Origin of the sequence: Mesorhizobium sp. M0991 (genome assembly GCF_040318915.1) — a bacterium.
Taxonomy (GTDB): Bacteria; Pseudomonadota; Alphaproteobacteria; order Rhizobiales; family Rhizobiaceae; genus Mesorhizobium.
Genome location: NZ_JAMYNE010000016.1, coordinates 92,697 through 111,315, shown reverse-complemented (window position 1 = coordinate 111,315; position 18,619 = coordinate 92,697). Strand labels below are relative to the sequence as shown.

Here is an 18,619-nt window from a genome sequence, read left to right as displayed (position 1 = left end):
GGAGACAGGCATGGACCGCATCGTCGTCAACGACATCAGGAAGACCTTTCAGCTCAAGCCGGGACAGTTCGTCACCGTCGACGGCGAGGCGACCGACCGCGTTACCGTGCTAGACGGCGTCGATCTCGCCATCCGCACGGGCGAGTTCATCACTCTGGTCGGGCCGAGCGGGTCGGGCAAGTCGGTGCTGCTCGACATTATCGGCGGGCTGACGCAGGTGACCAGCGGCGGCGTCCAGCTCGACGGCAGCCGGATTACCCGACCCGACCCCAAGACCGGCTACGTGTTCCAGCAATATGCGCTGTTTCCCTGGCGCACGGCGCTGGCCAACATCGAATATGCGCTGGAAGTGCGTGGCGTCGCCAAAGCCGAACGCACCGCCACGGCCCGCCATCTTCTGGCGCTGTTCGGCCTTGCCGGTTTCGAGGACCGCTTCCCCAACCAGCTTTCCGGCGGCATGCAGCAGCGCGTGGCGATCGCACGGGCGCTGGCCAGCAATCCCGAAGTGCTGCTGATGGACGAGCCGTTCGCTGCCCTCGACCAGCAGACCCGCGAAATCCTGCAAGGCGAACTGCTCAGGATCTGGGGTAAGATCAAGACGACGGTGATCTTCGTCACTCATTCGATAGACGAGGCGATTTTCCTGGCCGACCGGGTGGTGGTGATGACCGCGCGTCCGGGCACGGTGAAGGAGATCATCGACATCGACCTGCCGCGGCCGCGCGACGGCGACATCCGCGCCAGTGCTGCCTTCAACAATCACCGCGCCCGTGTCTGGGACGTGCTGCGCGACGAAGTCAACAAGGCGCAGAAGGATTGGACGCTGTCGCCGGCGTTCAGCCACTGAGGGAGTTTTTGGCATGGCCTATCTGACCGAAAAGTTCGGCCCCGCCGGCGGCGTTCATCCGTTTGCCGGAGCCGGTGAGGCGGTGGTAGCCGCCAGGGTTCCGGCAATCAAGGCCCGAAGCGCTACACTCGCCGTCAGGCGCAGGCGAGGAGCAAGCTTCGGCACCTTCATCTATGGCCTGCCGCTGCTCGGTCTGTTCTTCCTCGCCTGGGAAATCGCGCCGCGGCTCGGCTGGCTGAACCGCATCTTCTTCCCGCCGCTGAGTGAGGTGCTGGTCGCGTGGTGGAATATGCTCGCCTCGGGCGTGCTGGTCGAGCATATCGGCATCAGCCTGCAGCGCGCGGCCATAGGCTTCGCGCTTGGCGTGGTCGTGGCCATCCCGCTCGGCCTGCTGATGGGGCGCTATTCGCTGTTCGAGAAGGTCTCCGACCTTTTGGTGCAGACGCTGCGCAACACCTCGCAGTTCGCGCTGCTGCCGGTGTTCATCCTTCTGCTCGGTATCGGTGAGGAATCGAAGGTGGCGATCACCTTCTATTCCTCGGTGTTTTTCCTCCTCGTAAACACGATCAGCGGCGTTAAGTCGGTCGATCCGCTGCTGATCAAGGCGGCGCGCTCGATGGGCACGTCCGACTTCGACCTGTTCCGGAAAATCATCCTGCCGGCCAGTATTCCCTCGATCGTCGCCGGCGCGCGGCTCGGCGTGAAATCCTCGTTGTTCGCGGTGATCGGCGCCGAGATGCTGGCCGCCAAATCCGGCCTCGCCTTCCTCATCCAAAACTCGCAACTGATGATGGAAACGGCCGATATGTATGCCGGCATCCTGACCCTCACCGTCATCGGCCTTGCCGTCAACTACCTGCTCGTCTGGTTCGAGCGCTGGGCAACTGCCTGGAAGGGCCAGTCGGAGAGCTCTCTCATTTAATAAGCCAGCCATTCATCCCAATCGGAAGGAATTTCAGATGTCCAGAATACCGTTCGATGCAATTCGCAGGTTGCTCTTGCAGGGCGCCATCGCCGTGATCGTCGGGCTCGGTGGCGTCCCCGCCTTTGCGCAGGACAAGCCCGAGGTCATCCGGATCGGCAGCACAGCGCCCGGGCACCTCAAATTCATCCTCGCCCAGCAGGACGGCTGGTGGGAGAAGGAATTCGCCAAGGACGGCATCAAGGTCGAATTGGTGACCTTCAATGGCGGTTCCGAGGCGACGACAGCGCTGGCGACCGGGGCGATCGAGGTCACCTATACCGGCAACAATCCAGCGCTGCGCGTCGCGGCCTCTGGGGCCGACGTCAAGCTGATCGGCCTGTCGAGCTATGTGAAGGCTGGCGGCTCCTCCATCATCGTCAAGGCCGACTCGCCACTAAGGACGTTGCAGGATCTCAGGGGCAAGAAGGTCGCCTATCTCACCGGCACCGTACGGCATTCGAATTTCAGCAAGGCACTGAACAGCGTCGGCCTGACGACGAGCGACGTCGAAGGGCTGAACCTGCCCTTCGAGGCGTCAGGGCCGGCACTGCTGCGCGGTGACATCGATGCCATCGTCGAGACCGACTCGACGGCGGCCAAGCTGGTCGACACCGGCGAGGCCCGCGTGCTCTACGACACCGGCACCCATCCGGAATGGAACGTGCCGAACGTCATCTCCGTCAACGGCGCCTTCGCGGCGAAATACCCGGATCTGATCAAGCGGCTGCTGAAGGTCGACATCGAGATTTCGCGCTGGGCCGACGCCCACCCCGATGAGACGATCAAGACCTTCGTCGAGGCAACCAAGTCGTCGGAAAAATCCGTGCGCAAGACGTACAGCCAGGGCCTGTTCTACCAGGACCCGAAGCTAACCGACGATGCGATCACCGCGCTCAAGGGCGAGGAGAAGTTCATGGCCGGCGCCGGGCTGCTGAAGGGGTCGATCGACTATGGCAAATGGGTCGACAAGAGCTTTGTCGACGGCGCTTATACGGAAGTCGCCGCCGTCCAGTAGAGTTGCTTGACGATGTTGCGGGCTGCGCCAGTCGGCGCGGCCCTTCTCATCCCTAAAGGTTCCGTTCAGATCTCCGGAATGCTCTCTCTGAAGATCACTTGCAGCCGTGGCTGGTGCAGTTCGTAAGGCAACCCCCTGACCGCGTGGGTCAAGGTGTTGAGCGCCTCGCGGGCCTCGACGCGCGGGTTCTGGTCGATGACCGCGTCGAGCGTGCCGTCGAGCAGAAGCTCCTTGGTGCCTTCCGTTACCTCATGGCCGAGAAAGACCGTCGACAGCGCGCGCCCGCGCTCCTTGAGTGCGCGGGCGATGCCGGTGTTGCCGGCGCCGACATTGTAGATGGCGGCCAGGTCCGGGTGCCGGTCCAGCAGGGCGGAAGCCTCCGAATAGGCTTTCTCCCGATCGTCGAGCATTTCGCGCATCTCGACGATCTGCAGATTGGGCGATTCTTCCGCCAGAATGTGGCGGAAGCCCATCTCGCGCTCTTCGTGGCCGCGGTAGGAGAGCGAACCGGCGAACAGCGCGACCTTGCCCGGACGCCCGGCGCCCATGAAGCGGTTGAGAAGGTAGCCGGCGAGCCGGCCGGCGGCGCGGTTGTCGATGCCGATATAGGCGACCCTCGGCACATGCAGGATGTCGGAAGCCATGGTGACGACCTTGACGCCGCTGGCAGAAAGCGAGCGGATCGCCTCGCGCACCGTTGGATGGTCGAGCGCGATCACACCGACGCCCTGCGTCTGCCCGTGCAGTTCCTGCAGCAGACGGGCGAGCCGGTCCGGATTGAAGCCCTCGATGGTGGCGACGCGGACGTCGAGGTCCGGCCGCGCCTGCGCCTGCGCCTCGATCTGGCGGTGCAGCATCTTGATGAAGGAATTGGTGCCGGCGGGCAGGGCGAAATCGAGCCGTATGACCTCACCGCGCAGCGCGTTGAGCGAGCTCGGATTATTCGAATTTTCAGCGATATAGCCAAGCCGCTGTGCCGTTTCAAGCACGACCTCGCGAGTGCGCGCCCTGACCCCGGCGCGGTTGTTGAGCACACGGTCGACCGTGGCGGCGGAAACGCCGGCTTCCCGGGCTATGTCTGTCAGGGTGGACCGCACTGTAGATCACCTCATTCCAAAATGTGCCAGGGGCGCATCGAGATCACGCATTTCATGGGTCCGTTGTCGAAGCGGCGGCTTCATCGCCAGCCGCGATTCTGATGGGAAATGATGTAACCAGCCTTGGCCGATGCGCAAGCTGCCGCGCTACACCAAAATGCCGAAGCGGACCAACGCGGGGAGGTGGGTAGCCGGGCTCCCTCAAATTCAAGCACCGGCTTCAGTGTGAGAGCCTTGATAAACGCCATCCTTCCCCTCCCATGAGATGTTATGAGGTGTCTTGATTATTTATGATGTTGACAGCCTTCGTATAGTGCCGTCAATATCCATCATAAGGGCCATGGAGGAACAAGGCCCTGAGGGAGGAGTTCCAATGTGGAATTTGATCCGCGTGTCGCGGCGCCGTTTGCTGGCATCCGGTGGAAAGGCGGCGGTCCTTGTTGCCGCCGCAGGTATTGCACCGAAATTCATTCGCCCAAGCCGGGCCTATGCGGCCGATGCCCTGGCGCCCGGCATGATCGGTGGCCCGACGGGCTTCGACGGCTCGGAGCGCTATCAATATGGCGCCGACACGCCCGAGGGTCGCGCCATCGAGGCGGCCAAGGCGATGAAGGGCGCCGGCAAGGCGCCGGCCAAGATCGTACTTGGCCTGTCCGACGGCTCGATCGGCCAGCTGACCCAGCCGTTTCCGGCCGGCGCGCCGTCGATCAAAGATCTCTGGGAGAAGGAAACCGGCATTCCGCTTGAGATCGTCGGTGTGCCCAACGGCCAGGAATTCACCAAAACGATGCAGGACATCTCCACCAAGGGTGGGGCGTATGACATCTACGCGGTCGAATGGAACCGTCTTGGCGACCTCGCCGAAACCGGCGGCATCCTCAAGCTCGACGACTTCGTCGCGCAGTACAAGCCGGAATGGGACGATCCCGAGCGTGGTTACGTCAATGGTGCCAAGGGCGTGTCGCTGCTCAACCAGTATCGCGGCTCGACCTATGGCGTGTCGCTGGATGGCGACTTCCAGACATGGGTCTACCGTACCGATCTGTTCGGCGACGCAAACGAGAGGAAGGCCTTCTCCGACAAATACGGGTATGAACTGGCGGCGCCGAAGACCTGGAAGCAGCATGACGAGATCGCGGCCTTCTTCCAGCGCCCGGACAAGGGCCTGTTCGGCTCGACCGATCTGCGCAACCAGGGTTGGGGCTACACCAACTGGTATCAGCGTTATGTCTCAATGGCTTCGCCCAATCAGTTCCTGTTCGACGATACCGGCAAGCCGCTGATCAATTCGGAGCAAGGTATCGCGGCGACCAACGAGTACATTGCTTCGCTTTCGCATCATTCGCCGGATGCGATCTCCTGGGGCTGGCCGGAGCAGTACGGCAATTTCGCAAAGGGCGGTGCGGCCATGACCTGCGCCTTCTCCAATCTGCCGAAATTCCTCGACAATGCCGGCAACAAGGATTCAGCTGTCACCGGCAAGATCGGCTCGATGCTGCCACCGGGCCGCGAGATCGACGGCAAGCTGGTCAGCCGGTCGGTGCTGTGGCTCAATTTGTCGGCGTCGGTTTCCTCGCAAGCCAAGAACCCGGAGGCCTGCTACCTGTTCCTACAGTGGCTGGGTTCAAGCCGCATCTACGCCTGGATGACCGCCAATCCGGGCGGCTACTTCGATCCGTTCCGGCTATCGGATTTCTCGGATCCGCTGGTTCGCCAGACCTATCATGCCTACCACATGGACGTGGTGCGCGAGACGGTCGCCCGCACCGTGCCCACCATCAACTATCCCGGCGCCACCGCCTTCCACAACGCGCTAGACGAGAACCTCGTCGCCGCGCTGACCAAGGCCAAGACGGCCGAGCAGGCGATGGCCGACACCGAGGCCGAGTGGAAGAAGATTGCCCGCCGTACCGGCGAGGAGAAGCTTCTCGAAGCCATCAAGACCAACAAGGAGGCCTGGCCCACCGTCCTCGATCCAATCGCCTGATCCTTCCAGGATCCTACCAAGGAGGGGAGGAGCGGTCGCTCTTCCCCTCGGCAACGAAAGACTCCAGCGAAGCCGCAAGATGAAGCGTTCAGTTCCTTTCGAGATATTCCGCTATGCCGCAATCTTTGCGGCGATGGCGGTGACGCTGGTGCCGATCCTGTGGATGGTGTCTATGGCGTTCAAGCCGATCGCCGAATGGTCGGCGACCGGCGCCGACCTGACTTGGTGGCCGAAGAACCCGACACTCAGCAATTTCCGCTTCGTCTTCGGTGAATCGACCAACAATCTGATCGTCGCGCTCGACCGCACGGCTTTGAAGCCGATCCTGTCGTCGCTGCTGTCGGCCACATTTGGCACGGCAATCGCCATGTCGGCGGGCACCGCGGCGGCCTACGGGCTGTCGCGCTTCGGCTCGGGCCAGAACCTGCCGCTGGCGCTGATCCAGCTTCGCCTGTTTCCGCCGATGGCGGTCATGACCCCGGTGATGATCATGTGGGCCTTTCTCAACTTCACTGACAGCTGGTGGGGGCTGTCGTTGATCTACGGCATCGTCACGCTGCCTTTCGCCTTCTGGCTGATGAAGACCTTCTTCGACGACATGCCGCGCGAGATCGAGGAGGCGGCGCTGGTCGAGGGCTGTTCGCGATGGCGCGTCTTCACCCGCATCACGCTGCCGATGATGCGCGCGCCGCTGGCCAGTGCCGCGCTGTTCGTCTTCATCCTCAACTGGTCAGACTATCTGATTGCGCTGCTTCTGACGACGCGCGAATGGGTGACGGTCCCCGTCTACATGGCCTCGCTGTCCTCCTCGATGACCGGACAGCTCTATGGCGCCAAGGCAGCTCTCGGCCTGATCGCCGCGGTGCCGCCGGTGATCATGGGGATCGCCATCCAGCGCCATCTAGTGCGCGGGCTGACCTTCGGGGCGCTCAAGCAATGAGCGCGGTGACAGCCACGATTTCGGAGGGCGACATGCAAGCCTCTAAGGCGGCATCGGTGTTGCCGGACGAGGGCGCACGGCTCGGCTTCCGGTTGACCCTGCCGGCGCAGATCCTGGTGCTGTTCATCGCCGTCTTCCCGCTCCTGATGCAGCTCTATATCAGCCTCACCGACTGGTCGCCGCTGTCGGGCACCGGCTGGTGGAATGCCTGGTCGATGTGGAATAGCTTCGCCAATTACACCGACCTTGCCGCGGACGCGCGCTTCTGGAGTGCGCTGAAGCGCACGACCATCGTCATGATCGTCTGCGTGCCGGCGGAGTTCCTGCTCGGCTTGGCGCTCGCGACGCTGTTTGCCGACGAGTTTCCCGGCAAGCGGATCTTCTACTCAATCCTCTTGATGCCGATGATGGTGGTGCCGGCGGTGGCCGGCTACATGTTCTTCATGCTGTTTCAGTCGGGCGGCCCGGTCAACGACATCCTGTCGGCGATGTCAGGCGTTCCCGTCACCATTGCCTGGCTGTCGGACCCGACGCTGGCTCTCATCGCCGTCATGATCGCCGACATCTGGCAGTGGACGCCGCTGATGTTCCTGATCCTGCTTGCCGGTCTGGTCGGCGTGCCCGAGGACCAGATCAAGGCGGCGAGGCTGCTCGGCGCCAACCCGTGGCAGCGCTTCGTCACCATCGTGCTGCCGAAGATGAAAACGATCATCATCATCGCTCTGGCGATCAGGGTGATCGAGAACTTCAAGATCTTCGACACGCTTTACATCATGACCGGCGGCGGTCCCGGCGTCGCTACCGAAACCATCTCCGTCTACATCTACAAGCTCACTACCCAGGACCTGATCTGGGGCTATGTGGCGGCAATCGCGCTGGCCATATTGATCGTGCTGTCCATCGCCGCGGTGTTTGCCATGAAACGTATGGCCCGGGTACGCGAGGTGGCGGCATGAGCACCATCCACCTGCAGAACCTGGTCAAGAAATTCGGCGACTTCACCGCGCTGAAGACGATGGATCTGGCCATCGCCGACGGCGAGTTCATGGCGCTGCTCGGACCGTCGGGCTGCGGCAAGTCGACGACGATGAACATGATCGCCGGCATGGAAGAGCCGACCAGCGGCAAGATCCTGTTTGGCGAGCGCGACATGGCCGGCGTGCCGATGGGGCGGCGCGGCGTCGGCTTCGTCTTCCAGAACTATGCGATCTTCACTCATATGAGCGTGCGGCAGAACCTCGCCTACGGGCCGAAAATGCGCGGCGCACCAAAGGCCGAGATCGACCGCCGTGTCGGCGCCATTGCCGAGATGCTGCAACTGACGCCGCTGCTCGACCGCAGGGCGGACAGGCTGTCGGTCAACATATTGCAGCGGGTCGCGATCGGCCGTTCGGCGATCATGGAGCCGGCGATCTTCCTGCTCGACGAGCCGCTTTCCAATGTCGACGCCGCCTTCCGGGCAGTGATGCGGACCGAACTGAAGCAGTTGCAGCGGCAGTTCCGGCAGACCATGGTCTACGTCACCCACGACCAGCTCGAAGCCATGACGATGGCCGACCGCATCGCGGTGATGGATCACGGCGTGCTGCAGCAGGTCGGCACGCCACTCGAGGTCTACAACAATCCGGCCAATGTCTTCGTCGCCCGCTTCATCGGCGCGCCGGGCATGAACCTGCTCAGGGGCAGGCCGGCGGAAAGCGACCGTGGCCTGGTCGTCGATCTCGGCCCACTCGGGGCGACGCCGCCGCTGCCGGTCGAGATCGCCGATGCCGCACGCCGGATGCGCGGCGAAGTGTTTTATGGCTTTCGACCGGAGCAGGTGACGCTGGCTGAAGGCGGCCGTGGCCTGTCCATGCCGGTGAGTTTCGTCGAGCGGATCGGCGCGCGCACCATCATCCACCTTGGCGACGGCGAGACTGCGGTGAAGGCGGTGTTCGACAATGATGTCGGGCTGGCGATCGGGCAGACAGCTGTCGTCGCGCCTGCGGCGGAGGCGGTGCGCGTCTTCGACGCCGCTTCCGGCCTTGCGTTGAGAGCAGGTTGAGATGGCTGATATCGTTTTCCGCAATGTGACGAAACACTATGGTGGCACGCTGGCCGTCGACGACGCCTCGTTCACGGTCGACGACAACGAATTCTTCTGTTTCTTTGGCCCGCCGCTGTCGGGCAAGTCGACGATACTCCGTCTGGTGCTCGGGCTGGAAACCCCGGACACAGGCGAGATCCTGATCGGCGGCAGGCCGGTCAACGCAGTGTCGCCGGCGGAGCGCAATGTCGCCATGGTGTTCCAGAACCTGGCGCTGTTTCCGCATATGAGCGCGCGCGACAATATCCGCTTTCCGCTGGTCGAGCGGAAGGTGACAGAAGCCGAGATCGAAAAACGCGTCGCCGAGGTCGCGGCTAAGCTGCATATCGGACATATCCTGCACAAACCGCCGGCGCAGCTTTCCGGCGGCGAGCGGCAGCGTGTGGCAATCGCCCGTGCGCTGGTGCGTGATCCTGTCGCGTATCTAATGGATGATCCGATCTCGGCGCTCGACGCCCGGCTGCGCGAGGAGACGCGCGTCGAGCTCAAGCGCATCCAGCGCGAGCTCGGCAAGACGCTGATCTATGTCACGCACGACCAGGAAGAGGCGATGTCGGTCGCCGACCGCATGGCCATACTGGAGAGCGGCAAGATCAGGCAGATCGGCGCGCCTGCCGAGATCTATGACCGGCCGGCCAGCACCTATGTGGCGCGGCTGCTCGGCTCGCCGATGATGAATATATTGAAGTCGGTGCACGGCGCTGAAGGCGTGGAGGCGGCGGAAGGCACGATCCGCATCGCGGATAAGGCGGCGCCGGCCGATGCCGTCGAAATTGGACTCAGGCCGGAAGACATCAAGGTCAAGGCTTGGTCGGAGGGGGGCGCGGGCCGCCCGGCGCGAGTGTTCGAGGTCGAGCCGCTCGGCGGCTACACCGTAGTGACGCTCGCCGCCGGGCAGGCGCGTCTGCGGGCGCTGTTACGCGGCCAGCCGGACATCAGGCCGGACGCGATGGTGGCGATATCCTGCGAGCCGGGCAGGGTGCATTATTTCGGGCAAAGCGGGGGAGCGCTGGCAAGATGACGGTGGCTGCAAGAAACGAGCTTCGGGAGGAACATATGGCAAGCAACGGCTTCGAGCCGGACGTTGAAGTCCGCACCAGGGAATACAGGATCGGCTGCGTCGGCGCCGGCATGATCATGGCCGAATGTCACCTTGCCGCCTACAAGGAAGCCGGTTTCCCCGTGGTGGCGATTGCCTCGCGGACCAAGGCCAGCGCCGAGAAGGTCGCCAAACGCTGGGACATCCCGACCGTCCACGATACGCCGGAACAGCTTATCGAGGACAAAAACGTCGAGATCATCGACCTTGCCTTTCCGCCGGACCAGCAGCCGGCGCTGATCCGTCATGCGCTCAAGCAGGAGCATATCAAGGCTATCCTGGCGCAGAAGCCATTGGCGCTGTCCCTCGACGAGGCAATCAAGCTGCGCGACGAGGCGGCCAAGGCAGGCAAGATCCTCTCGGTCAACCAGAACATGCGCTACGACCAGTCGATGCGCGTCTTGAAGCAGATCATCGACAGCGGCGCGCTCGGCGACATTGTCTTCGCCCAGATCGACATGCATGCGATCCCGCACTGGCAGAGCTTCCTCGAGGACTATGACCGCCTGACGCTCGCCAATATGAGCGTCCACCATCTCGACGTACTGCGCTTCCTGTTCGGCGATCCCCTGGAGATCACCACCCTGACCCGCAAGGACCCGCGCACCCGCTTCGACCATTCGGACGGCATCACCGTGTCGACGATCAAGTTCCCGTCCGGCGTGCTTGCCGTATCGCTGGAGGATGTCTGGTCCGGTCCGCGCCAGGAGGGCTACAAGGACGACCAGCACATCAACTGGCGCGTCGACGGCACCAAGGGCGTCGCCAAGGGCACCATCGGCTGGCCGACAGGCGCTGCGTCGACGCTGACCTATGCCTCGACCGAGACCACCGGTGGTGAATGGGTGACGCCCAGCTGGGACACGATGTGGTTCCCGCATGCCTTCATCGGCGTCATGGAGCAGCTCCAGCACGCGGTTAAGATGGGCGAGCCGCCGGCGCTCTCGATCGCCGACAACGTCAAGACCATGGCGCTGGTCGAAGCGGGCTACCGCTCGATCGACATGGGCCGGACGGTCAAGCTTTCCGAAATATCAACTGACTGAGTCACTTACAGGGAGGACTTCACACCATGATGCAGGCAGGTATCTTCACGGGTTATTTCCCGTATGGCCTCAAGGAAACCGCGCAGAAGATCCGTGCGCTCGATTTCAACACCGTGCAGCTCGACCTGCATTTCAAGGACATAGATCTGTCGGCCGGGCAGATCACCAGGGACAAGGCCAAGACCGTCCGCGATACGTTCCGCGACGAGAATCTGCCGATCTGCTGCGTGTCGGGCTACACCAACATCATCCATCCGGATATGGGCGAGCGCGAGAGGCGCGTCGGCTATTTGAAGGAGATCATCCGCAACGCACGCCATTTCGGCGCCCCTTACGTGATCTCGGAAACCGGTACCTACAACACCGAGTCCGACTGGGTGCATCATCCGAAGAACAAGACCGAGGAAGGTTTTGAGGAATGCCGCAAGGTCATCGCCGACCTTGCCCAGACCGCCTATGACCATGGCGCGGTCTTCCTCCTCGAAACCTATGTCAACAATGTCGTCGGCTCGGTCGAAGAGACGGTGAGGATGTTCGCGCAGGTCGACCACCCAGGCCTCGGCCTGTTGATGGACCCGACCAACTATTTCGAAACCCACAACATCGACAGGATGGACCAGATCCTGAACCAGGTGTTCGACACGCTGACCGACAAGATCAAGATAGCCCACGCCAAGGACGTCAAGCGCTCCGGCGGCGACAAGTCGGAAAAGCACGCAGACATCGGCGACGAGGACGCGCTGGAGAGCCACACTTTCCGCGGCGTCGGCGAGATCGAGCTGCCGGCGCCCGGCCTCGGTTCGCTGAATTATGACCTCTATCTCAAGCGGCTGGCCGAAAAGCACCCGAACATCCCGGTCATCATCGAGCATCTTTCGGAAGACGACGTGCCGCGCGCGAAGAAATTCCTCGACGGAAAATTCCGCGCCAACGGACTGTGATGGCGCGGCTCGGTTACGAAACAAGGGAGGAAGAGAAATGTTGAAACTCGCGTTGAAAATCGCGGCTGCGGCGACGGTTCTTGCCGGTGTGGCGCTGGGTACGCCGGCGCTGGCGCAGGACGCTCAGAAGACGTTTTACCTGTTGTCGCATGGCGGCCCGTCGGACGCCTTCTGGATCGACTGGAATGCCGGCGCGACCAAGGCCTGCGACCAGCTCAAGGTGACCTGCAAGATCTCGTTCAGCGGCGGCGACATGGCGGCGCAGAAGGAGGCCTTCAATTCGGCCCTTGCCGCTAAGCCGGACGGCATCGCCACCACCTCGGCGCAGCCCGGCCTGTGGACCGAGGAGGTCAAGGCAGCGAAGGCGGCCGGCATCCCGATCGTGTTCTTCAATACCGACGATCCGGCAACCGGCCGGCAAGCCTATGTCGGCGCCGATCTCAAGGAAGCCGGTGTCATCTGGGCGAAATATCTGGTCGACCACAAGATGGTGAAGCAGGGCGACAAGGTGTTCCTGCCGGTCGAAGTGCCGGGCGCCAGCTACCAGCAGCTCGAGACCGAAGGCATTGCCAGCGTCTTCGATCCGCTCGGCATCAAATATGACGTGGTCGATTGCGGCACCGATCCGGCCGGCATCATCGCCAAGATGACCGACTACATGGTCGCCAACAACCCGCCGGCAATCATCGCGCTCGGCGATTCCGTAGCGGCCAGCGTCAAGCGGGTGTTCGACGGCGCCGGCGTGCCGGCCGGCAAGATTCCGGTCGTCGGCTGGGGCAATTCGAAGGAAACGGCCGAGTCCGTCAAGGCCGGTTTCGTCAACGCGGCTGCCTGGCAGTTCCCGTCGGCGCAGGGCTTCATGCCGGTGGCGCTGCTCGGGTTGGCCGCCGCTGGCGAACCGATCGGCTACGACATCCACACGTTCAGCCTCTACGACGCCTCGAGCGTCGAACCGATCCTGAAACTCTACAACAAGTGATTGAAATTGACGCCCGCCGCGCAGGCGGCGTGCGTCACCCTGAGATATGGTCCAAGCTGTCATGACAATTGCCGCAGAAGAGGAAATGCCGCGTGCCAAACGCAGGTCGAGCCTGATGCGCTCGCCGCAGTTCTCGTCGCTCGTCATCCTGATCGTCCTGCTGGCGGTGTTTGCGATCGCCGACGCGAACTTCCTGTCGCCGCTCAACATCTCCAACATGATGGCGTTTCTGCCCGAGCTCGGCATCATCGCGCTCGGCATGACGCTGCTTCTGACGGCGGGCGAGTTCGACCTTTCAGTTGGCGCCGTGTTCGGGCTGGCGCCGGTCGTGGTCATGCTGCTGGTCCAGAACGGCGGGGTTGATATTGGCGTGGCGTTGCTGGCCGGCTTGCTGCTCTGCATAGCGATCGGTGCGATCAACGGGCTGATCGTCACCAAGATCGGCATCTCGTCTTTCCTGGTGACGCTGTCGATGCTGCTGGTGGTGCGTGGGGCAGCGCTTTACATCACCCAAGGGTTTCCGCTGAAATCCTGGGACCAGCCGGGCTTCTTCGTGACGCTGCTGGCCGGCAGCTTTAGTATCGGAACGTTCCGTTTCTATACCTCGCTGTGGTGGTTCATCGGCCTGTCGCTGCTGGCGATCTATGTGCTGCGCTACGCCAAGCTCGGCAACTGGATCAGCGCTATCGGCTCGAACCGTAACGCTGCTGTGGCGCGTGGCGTGCCGGCCGATGCGGTCAAGATCTGGCTGTTCATCCTGACCTCGGCGCTGGCCGGTCTCGCCGGCATGATCAGCGCCTTCCGCATCTCTGCCGCCTCGCCGGTGGCCGGCACCGGCTACGAGCTCGAAGTGATCGCCATGGTGGTGGTCGGCGGCACCGCGCTGACCGGTGGGCGAGGCACCATTTTAGGCACCATCGTCGGCGCGCTGATGCTGCGCAGCATCCGCAACGGCATCGTGCTGATCGGCGTGCCTGGGCTCGCTTACAACATCTTCGTCGGCGTCATCATACTTGCCATGCTCATCCTGCACGCTTTGCTGCAGAAGAACGCCGCCAGGAGCTGATCATGGAAGTGCTTCGGCTGCAGAACCTGCAAAAATCCTTCGGCAGCGTCCGCGCCCTGAAGAGCGCCTCCTTCACGCTCAACGAGGGCGAAGTGGTGGCCTTGCTCGGCGACAACGGCGCCGGCAAATCGACATTGATCAAAGCGATCTCCGGGGTCTTTCCCGTCGATCGCGGCGACATCTATGTGCGCGGTCAGAAGGTCTCCATCCGCTCGACGCGAGATGCGATGGATCTCGGCATCGAGACCATCCACCAGGACACCTCGCTGGCACCGGACCTCAGCATCGCGCGCAATCTTTTCCTCGGCCGCGAGCCGGTCAACCTCAAATGGCTGGGTGTGTTCGCGCCGCTCGATCTCGCCCAATTGCGCGATGCTGCCTCGGCACTTTTGAAGCGCGTCGGCATCTCGAAGAAGCTCGACGCCGATGCGCTGGTCAGCACGCTGTCGGGCGGCGAGCGCCAGTCGATCGCCATTTCCCGCGCCATGCAGTTCGCCGCCAAGGTCATCATCCTCGACGAGCCGACCAACAATCTCGGCGTCGAGGAAACGCACGGCGTGCTGCGCTTCGTCAAGGAAGTGCGCGACGCCGGTCACTCGGTGCTTTTGATCACCCACAACATCCATCACGTCTTCCAGGTCGCTGACCGCATTATCGTCATGCGCCGCGGCGAGATCGTCGCCGAGCAGACGGTCGCCGACACCGATCTGCTGACCGTGGAAAGCATCATCACCGGCGCCGACATGTCGGCCCTGCTCAAGGAGACGAGAGCCAAGTGAAGGACGGGAGCAAAGTGAAAGAACTGGCCGTCACATGGTAGAGCTTTACGGCAAGACGCTGTCGCGCCGGCAGGTCTCGGAACGCTCGGGCATGCTGTCGCAATTCGCCGGCGTGAGGCTGATGACGCTTGGTGACGGCATCGAGCGCGGCATCCGCATGCTCGAATTCCGCACCGGCTCGGGCCTGCGCTTCACCGCGCTGGTCGACCGGGCGCTCGATATCGCCGATTGCGACTTCAGGGGCCAGGCGATCGGCTGGCATTCGCCGAGCGGCTTTCGCCATCCCGGCCTGCACGAGTATGAAGGCGAGGAGGGGCTGGCCTGGGCGCGGTCGTTTTCCGGCCTTCTGCTGACCTGCGGCCTCGACCATATATTGTTCATGAACGAGGTACCGGCCGACACCTACAACTACCCGCCCAAGAAGACGGTGCGCCACTCGCTGCATGGCCGTATCAGCACCATCCCGGCGCGGCTGACCGGCTATGGCGAGACCTGGGACGGCGACCGCTGCGTGTTGTGGGCCGAAGGCATCGTCCAGCAATCGACCGTCTTCGGCGAGGATCTGTACCTGCTGCGGCGGATCGAGGCCGATGTCGGCGGCAACGAGATCCGGCTTTCGGACCGTGTCGTCAATCACGGTTTCAACCGGACGCCGCATATGTATTTCTACCACATCAATGTCAGCCATCCGGTGCTCGACGAGGGTTCGCGCTACCTGGCGCCGATCCGCGACGTCGTCTGGGCCGGGCATGCCGGCGAGCACTATGAAGCGCAGAAGGTCGGCTACCGCACGGTGCCGGCGCCGCAACTGGGATTCAAGGAACAGGTCTGGCAGCACGAACTCGGCGCTGGCAGCACCGGGGAGGTCCCGGTGGCGGTGGTCAACGACAGGCTCGGCCTCGGCTTCGAGGTGGTCACGCGCAAGGACCAATTGCCCTGCGCCTACCAATGGCAGAATTTCCAGGCTGGGCAGTACGCGCTTGGGATTGAGCCGTCGACGCATCATGTGCTGGGAAATCTTGCCGCGCGCGAACGCGGCGAGATGATCTGGCTGGAGCACGGCGAGAGTCGCCCCTACGATGCAGTGTTCCGGGTCCTCGACGGCGCCGGCGAGATCGCCGCAGCCGAAAGCCGGATCGCGGCGATTGCCAGACAACCGCGAGAGGACTACCCGCGGCCGTCGGGCCATTTTCCTGTTCTTGGAGGCAGGTCGTGATAAGGGCGAGGACGATACGGGACACCAGTTGGGAGGCTGGCTCCGGCCGGAGCGGGGAGGGCTCGCGGCCGATCAGGAATTGGAGGTCACAATGGCTGGCACGGTAAAGCGCGATTACAGCCTGGTCGGCGAAAGCACGCGGATCGCGATCGAGACGGGACTGGCCTCGGCGGAGTGGTACCACACGGATGTCCCCCGCAAGGCGATCAAGGAGTTGATGCAGCGCTCAGACGCGCCGGCGATCCGTGACACGATCATCTGGATCGTCGCCATCCTCGGCTCCGCCGCCGGCGCCATCTATTTCTGGGGCACCTGGTGGTGCTTGCCGTTCTTCTTCGTCTACGGCGTGCTCTACGGCTCGTCCAGCGACTCGCGCTGGCACGAATGCGGCCATGGCACTGCCTTCCGCACGCGCTGGATGAGCGATGTCGTCTACCAGATCGCCAGCTTCATGCTGATGCGCAACCCGGTGACCTGGCGCTGGAGCCATGCCCGCCACCACACCGACACGATCATCGTCGGCCGCGACGCAGAGATCGCCGTGATGCGACCGCCGGACCTGTTGCGCGCCGCGCTGGCTTTCACCGGCATCCTCGATTTCCGCTATTCGCTTCCGGCACTGGTACGCCAGGCGTTCGGCAAGCTGACGCCCGACGAGAAAAGCTACGTTCCCGAGATGGAACAGCGCCAGGCCGTCATCGCGGCGCGCTGGCATATCGTCATCTACATCGCGACGATCGCGCTCGCCGTTTTCATGCGGTCGTGGATACCGGTGGTGCTCATCGGCGTGCCGCGCCTCTACGGCACCTGGCACATGGTGCTGACTGGCCTGCTGCAGCATATCGGCCTGGCCGACAATGTCGTCGACCACCGGCTCAACACCCGTACCGTGTACATGAACCCGATCAGCCGGTTCATCTACTGGAACATGAACTACCACGTCGAACACCACATGTTCCCGATGGTGCCGTATCACGCGCTGCCCAGGCTGCATGAATTGATCAAGCACGATTTGCCTGAGCCGAACCCGTCGATATGGCATGCCTATCGCGAGGTCTGGCCGGTCCTGCTCAGGCAGCTCAAATACGAGGATTATTTCCTCAAGCGCGAACTGCCACCGACGGCACGGCCCTATCGTGGCGAGTTCCACGAAGTGAACATGTCGGCAGCGGCTGAGTAGGCACCGCAGGAATTTCGGGAGAGATAGAAATGGCCGATTGGGTCGAAGCGTGCGCCGTGGACGATGTCGAAGAGGAAGATGTCATCCGCTTCGACCATGACGGCCGCACCTTCGCAATCTACCGTTCGCCGGACGATGAATTCTTCGCCACCGACGGTTTTTGCACGCATGAGAAGGCGCATCTGGCCGACGGGCTGGTCATGGACGACATCATCGAATGCCCCAAGCACAATGGCCGCTTCAATTACAAGACCGGCCAGGCCAAGGGCGCTCCCGTCTGCGTCAATCTCGCGACCTATCCAGTCAAGGTCGAAGCTGGCAAGGTGATGATCCAGATTGGCTGACGGGCCTTCTGTCACGTAGCAAAGGGGACCATAATCCATGAGCCGGAAAAGACCGACCGTCGCAGACCTGCGTGCCATGAAGGGCAAGCGGCAGCTGACGATGCTGCGCGTGCTGACGATGGACGAGGCCGAGGCCGCCGAACGCGCCGGCGTCGACATCGTCTCGGTGCCGCCGGAGCTGGTGCTCAATCCGCAATACCGCGATGCGGCACCCAGCCTGTTCACCATGCCGGGCGAGAATTTCTTCGAGATCGGCACGGCCGACGATTTCGTCCGCTGGGCGTTCCGGCTCTACAAGGCCAGCGCCGATGCGGTCTATTGCAGCGCCGGCTATGCCACCATCAAGCGGATGGCCGACGACGCCATTCCGGTGATCGGCCATGTCGGCCTCATCCCGTCACGTGCCACCTGGACCGGCGGCTTCAAGGCCGTCGGCAAGACCGCCGATACCGCCATGCAGGTGTTCGAGGCGGTGAAGCAACTGGAGGCTGCCGGTGCGATCGGCGCCGAGATCGAAGTGGTGCCGGTCGAGGTGGCCAAGGCGATTTCGGAACGCACTTCGCTGATCATGTTGTCGATGGGGGCGGGCACCGGCTGCGATGCGCAATACCTGTTCGCCGACGACATCCTCGGCCAGAACCGTGGCCACATGCCGCGCCATTCCAAGGTCTATCGCAATTTCGCCGCCGAATACGATCGCCTGCAGGCCGAACGCATCGCCGCCTTTTCCGAATATGTCGCCGATGTGAACAGCCTGGCCTATCCCGAAGACAGGCACGTCGTGCACATGGACCCGGACCAGCTTGGTCTGTTCCTGGAAAAGATCGAAGCCGCATGAGACACGCCGGCAACAGCGCGAAGCGCCATCGCGGATCGTAAAAGGCCGGTTCGGCGGCAGGGCCAGGTCATCGCGTAGCCGGCTGCGATGCTACACGAAAGTTTGTTGGTCCATGTCTGGACGGCACCGGCCAGATGCTGTTGAAACCGGTGCGTCATCGGTTTGCCTGACAATTGTGCGGTTGCCGATGGAGCG

Annotated in this window: 18 protein-coding genes; 17 read left to right on the top strand and 1 reads right to left on the bottom strand. The window is 62.9% G+C overall.

The window, feature by feature from the left end; genetic code table 11:
• Nucleotides 1-10 precede the first annotated feature (10 nt).
• Genes NKH70_RS22545 through NKH70_RS22535 form a run of 3 tightly spaced genes read left to right on the top strand, consistent with a single transcriptional unit; the run spans nt 11 to nt 2,826 of the window.
• Nucleotides 11-847, top strand: a complete 837-nt coding sequence (locus tag NKH70_RS22545; RefSeq protein ID WP_352912663.1) for an ABC transporter ATP-binding protein — start codon at nt 11-13, stop codon at nt 845-847.
• A 13-nt stretch (nt 848-860) separates the two neighbouring features.
• The gene (locus tag NKH70_RS22540) at nt 861-1,769 is read left to right on the top strand and encodes an ABC transporter permease (RefSeq protein WP_353026016.1); all 909 of its coding nucleotides are present in this window, start codon (nt 861-863) and stop codon (nt 1,767-1,769) included.
• Between the two features lie 37 nt (nt 1,770-1,806).
• A complete protein-coding gene (locus NKH70_RS22535) occupies nt 1,807-2,826 on the top strand; it encodes an aliphatic sulfonate ABC transporter substrate-binding protein (protein WP_352912665.1) in 1,020 nt (339 codons plus the stop codon).
• Nucleotides 2,827-2,891: 65 nt separating this feature from the next.
• On the opposite strand, the gene NKH70_RS22530 is transcribed toward NKH70_RS22535, so the two are convergent.
• Nucleotides 2,892-3,923, bottom strand: a complete 1,032-nt coding sequence (locus NKH70_RS22530; RefSeq protein WP_352912666.1) for a LacI family DNA-binding transcriptional regulator — start codon at nt 3,921-3,923, stop codon at nt 2,892-2,894.
• Between the two features lie 373 nt (nt 3,924-4,296).
• On the opposite strand from NKH70_RS22530, the gene NKH70_RS22525 reads away from it, so the two are divergent.
• The 14 genes from NKH70_RS22525 (at nt 4,297) to NKH70_RS22460 (ending at nt 18,424) form a co-directional block, all read left to right on the top strand.
• Complete coding sequence (locus NKH70_RS22525; RefSeq protein ID WP_352978859.1) at nt 4,297-5,910, top strand: extracellular solute-binding protein; 1,614 nt, start codon at nt 4,297-4,299, stop codon at nt 5,908-5,910.
• Nucleotides 5,911-5,989: 79 nt separating this feature from the next.
• Nucleotides 5,990-6,850 carry a carbohydrate ABC transporter permease gene (locus NKH70_RS22520; RefSeq protein ID WP_292661980.1) on the top strand — a complete coding sequence of 287 codons (861 nt, stop codon included), beginning with the start codon at nt 5,990-5,992 and terminating at the stop codon, nt 6,848-6,850.
• Nucleotides 6,847-7,806 (top strand): carbohydrate ABC transporter permease, encoded by a 960-nt coding sequence (locus NKH70_RS22515; protein WP_352717013.1) that lies wholly within the window; start codon nt 6,847-6,849, stop codon nt 7,804-7,806. Before NKH70_RS22520 ends, NKH70_RS22515 begins: the two co-directional genes overlap by 4 nt.
• The gene (locus NKH70_RS22510; RefSeq protein ID WP_352717012.1) at nt 7,803-8,894 is read left to right on the top strand and encodes an ABC transporter ATP-binding protein; all 1,092 of its coding nucleotides are present in this window, start codon (nt 7,803-7,805) and stop codon (nt 8,892-8,894) included. Before NKH70_RS22515 ends, NKH70_RS22510 begins: the two co-directional genes overlap by 4 nt.
• Before the next feature lies 1 nt (nt 8,895).
• On the top strand, nt 8,896-9,957 hold the full coding sequence (locus NKH70_RS22505) for an ABC transporter ATP-binding protein (protein WP_352717011.1): 1,062 nt from the start codon (nt 8,896-8,898) through the stop codon (nt 9,955-9,957).
• Nucleotides 9,958-9,992: 35 nt separating this feature from the next.
• Nucleotides 9,993-11,081, top strand: coding sequence for a Gfo/Idh/MocA family protein (locus NKH70_RS22500; RefSeq protein WP_352912667.1), 1,089 nt, complete (start codon nt 9,993-9,995; stop codon nt 11,079-11,081).
• 26 nt (nt 11,082-11,107) lie between these two features.
• Nucleotides 11,108-12,022, top strand: coding sequence for a sugar phosphate isomerase/epimerase family protein (locus NKH70_RS22495; RefSeq protein WP_352717008.1), 915 nt, complete (start codon nt 11,108-11,110; stop codon nt 12,020-12,022).
• A gap of 37 nt (nt 12,023-12,059) precedes the next feature.
• A complete protein-coding gene (locus tag NKH70_RS22490) occupies nt 12,060-13,001 on the top strand; it encodes a sugar ABC transporter substrate-binding protein (protein ID WP_352717007.1) in 942 nt (313 codons plus the stop codon).
• 85 nt (nt 13,002-13,086) lie between these two features.
• On the top strand, nt 13,087-14,067 hold the full coding sequence (locus NKH70_RS22485; protein WP_352978855.1) for an ABC transporter permease: 981 nt from the start codon (nt 13,087-13,089) through the stop codon (nt 14,065-14,067).
• The gene (locus NKH70_RS22480) at nt 14,064-14,846 is read left to right on the top strand and encodes an ATP-binding cassette domain-containing protein (RefSeq protein ID WP_254820537.1); all 783 of its coding nucleotides are present in this window, start codon (nt 14,064-14,066) and stop codon (nt 14,844-14,846) included. The genes NKH70_RS22485 and NKH70_RS22480 overlap by 4 nt, the downstream gene beginning before the upstream one ends.
• Nucleotides 14,847-14,880: 34 nt before the next feature.
• Nucleotides 14,881-16,062, top strand: a complete 1,182-nt coding sequence (locus NKH70_RS22475; RefSeq protein WP_352912669.1) for an aldose 1-epimerase family protein — start codon at nt 14,881-14,883, stop codon at nt 16,060-16,062.
• Nucleotides 16,063-16,153: 91 nt separating this feature from the next.
• Complete coding sequence (locus NKH70_RS22470; RefSeq protein ID WP_352912670.1) at nt 16,154-17,242, top strand: fatty acid desaturase family protein; 1,089 nt, start codon at nt 16,154-16,156, stop codon at nt 17,240-17,242.
• A gap of 29 nt (nt 17,243-17,271) precedes the next feature.
• Nucleotides 17,272-17,586 (top strand): MocE family 2Fe-2S type ferredoxin, encoded by a 315-nt coding sequence (locus NKH70_RS22465; RefSeq protein WP_352912671.1) that lies wholly within the window; start codon nt 17,272-17,274, stop codon nt 17,584-17,586.
• 37 nt (nt 17,587-17,623) lie between these two features.
• Entirely contained in the window at nt 17,624-18,424 is an 801-nt protein-coding gene (locus tag NKH70_RS22460) for a 3-methyl-2-oxobutanoate hydroxymethyltransferase (protein WP_352912672.1), read from the top strand.
• Nucleotides 18,425-18,619 lie beyond the last annotated feature (195 nt).